Origin of the sequence: Texas Phoenix palm phytoplasma (genome assembly GCF_005774685.2) — a bacterium.
Lineage (GTDB): Bacteria > Bacillota_I > Bacilli_A > Acholeplasmatales > Acholeplasmataceae > Phytoplasma.
In genome coordinates this window covers 1-1,813 of record NZ_VBRA02000014.1, presented here as the reverse complement: position 1 = coordinate 1,813, position 1,813 = coordinate 1, and the positions used below count along the sequence as shown (strand labels likewise).

The following is a 1,813-nucleotide window of genomic DNA, read 5'->3' as shown; positions in this document are numbered from 1 at the left end:
TGGTGGGAGCAGCAGAAGCAGACCAGCTTTTTGTTTTTGTGAATGGAGGTGGATGGTCAGGCTGCAGATTCTTCGGGGTTCAAATGAAAATGTTGAATACTTCCAAAGGTCCAGCTGTTAGAAGTTTAAGAGCTCAGAGATGGTGATTAAATATCCAAAAGTTGTTTTAAAAATGTTAAAAAGCTTCAAATTTAACTTATTAGAAGGATTAGTTTACAATTTTATTATAGAAGACACAAGTTAAAGGAGTTAGATTAGAAAATGGAAAAATTATTTATAGTAAAACTGTTATTTTTAACTTACTGGAACTTATTTATCTAGTAATATATTAATAGGGGGTGAAAATACTCAATTTCAAAAACCAAATTCTTTTTTAATTGATAGCTAATATTATGAGTAGGAGCATTATTAGGTCCTGAAATTATTCTTTTCACTCTATTAATATATTAATAGATAAATAAGTCCAGTAGTTAAAATAACAGTTTTACTATAAATAATTTTATTTTTGTTTTGTTTTTTTATTATAATTAGGAAATAAAATTTAAACATAAAAAATTATGGGATGAATTAATTTTTAAAGTTAAAACATTTGTATGTGGTCGTTTTTTTGATGATATTGTTAAAAGATAAAACTATCTTGAATCCTTTAACAAAGAGGTTTAAAGAAAAAAATAAGTAAGAAATTTAATAATATTAAATAAAATTTGTTTTCTCTATTTTTTATTTTATTTATTAATTGGTACAGAATAGCAGGATATAAGAGAAATAAAAATGTTTTTTGAGTATTACACAGGAGGTCAGTGCAGGTTGGATGCTTGACTTTCATCTAAAACACAAACTTATTGATCACGGTAATAAATGGGGCCCAGCTATGCCTTGTAATCCTTCTATTGACCCTTGCTAGGAGTTAATGCTGAAACAGATGCTTAGGTGGACACGGGCAAAGCTGCAGCTTTACCCATTAATCCACCTAAAGCATCTATTTCTCTAACGACAACTCCTTTAGCAGGGCCTCCAATAGAAGGATTACAAGGCATAAAAGCAATTTTATTTAATTTACCCGTGATTAATAAAGTTTTGTGTTTTTTAGATAAAGTCCAAGCAGCTTCAACTCCTGCATGACCGCCACCAATAACAATACTTTCAAAAAACATTTTTTATTTCCTCTTATAATCCTTATATTTATATTTTTAATTAATAAATAAAATAAAAAAATAGAAAATAAATTTTATTTAATTGCTTATTAATTTCTTACTTATTTTTTTCTTTAATCTTTGTTAAAGGTTCAAATTCGTTTTATCTTTAACATATCATCAAAAACATTTTGCCCTAAAATGTTTTTAACTTTAAAAATTAATTCATCCCATAATTTTTTTATAATTTAGAAATTTTTTATTTCCCCTAATTATAATGTAAAAAACCAAGTAACTGTAATAAATTATTTATAGTAAAACTGTTATTTTAACTACTGGAACTTATTTATCTAGTAATATATTAATAGGTGAAAAAAGAATAATTTCAGGACCTAATAATGCTCCTACTACTCATAATATTAGCTATCAATTAAAAAAAGAATTTGGTTTTGAAATTATTCTTTTTTCACCTATTAATATATTACTAGATAAATAAGTTCCAGTAGTTAAAATAACAGTTTTACTATAAATAATTTTTCCATTTTCTAATCTAACTCCTTTAACTTTATTATCTTCTATAATAAAATTGTAAACTAATCCTTCTAATAAAGTTAAATTTGAAGCTTTTTTTAACATTTTTAAAACAACTTTTGGATATTTAATCTTATCTATCTGAGCTC

Annotated in this window: 3 protein-coding genes and 1 pseudogene; 2 read left to right on the top strand and 2 right to left on the bottom strand. The window is 25.3% G+C overall.

The features are described 5' to 3' along the window. Positions 1 to 83: 83 nt before the first annotated feature. Positions 84 to 146, top strand: a complete 63-nt coding sequence (locus FEF22_RS02295; RefSeq protein ID WP_425329537.1) for a hypothetical protein — start codon at positions 84 to 86, stop codon at positions 144 to 146. Between the two features lie 807 nt (positions 147 to 953). On the opposite strand, the pseudogene FEF22_RS02050 reads toward FEF22_RS02295, so the two are convergent. Beyond that, a pseudogene (locus tag FEF22_RS02050) lies at positions 954 to 1,154 on the bottom strand (FAD-dependent oxidoreductase); the annotation flags it as partial. Between the two features lie 283 nt (positions 1,155 to 1,437). Here FEF22_RS02050 and FEF22_RS02045 point away from each other — a divergent pair. Then, positions 1,438 to 1,629, top strand: coding sequence for an FAD-dependent oxidoreductase (locus FEF22_RS02045; protein WP_210352290.1), 192 nt, complete (start codon positions 1,438 to 1,440; stop codon positions 1,627 to 1,629). Here the strand turns inward: FEF22_RS02045 and FEF22_RS02040 are convergent. Continuing rightward, on the bottom strand, positions 1,560 to 1,813 hold a 254-nt coding region (locus FEF22_RS02040; RefSeq protein ID WP_210352289.1), incomplete at its 5' end, for an FAD-dependent oxidoreductase. The two genes, FEF22_RS02045 and FEF22_RS02040, sit on opposite strands and share 70 nt — an antisense overlap.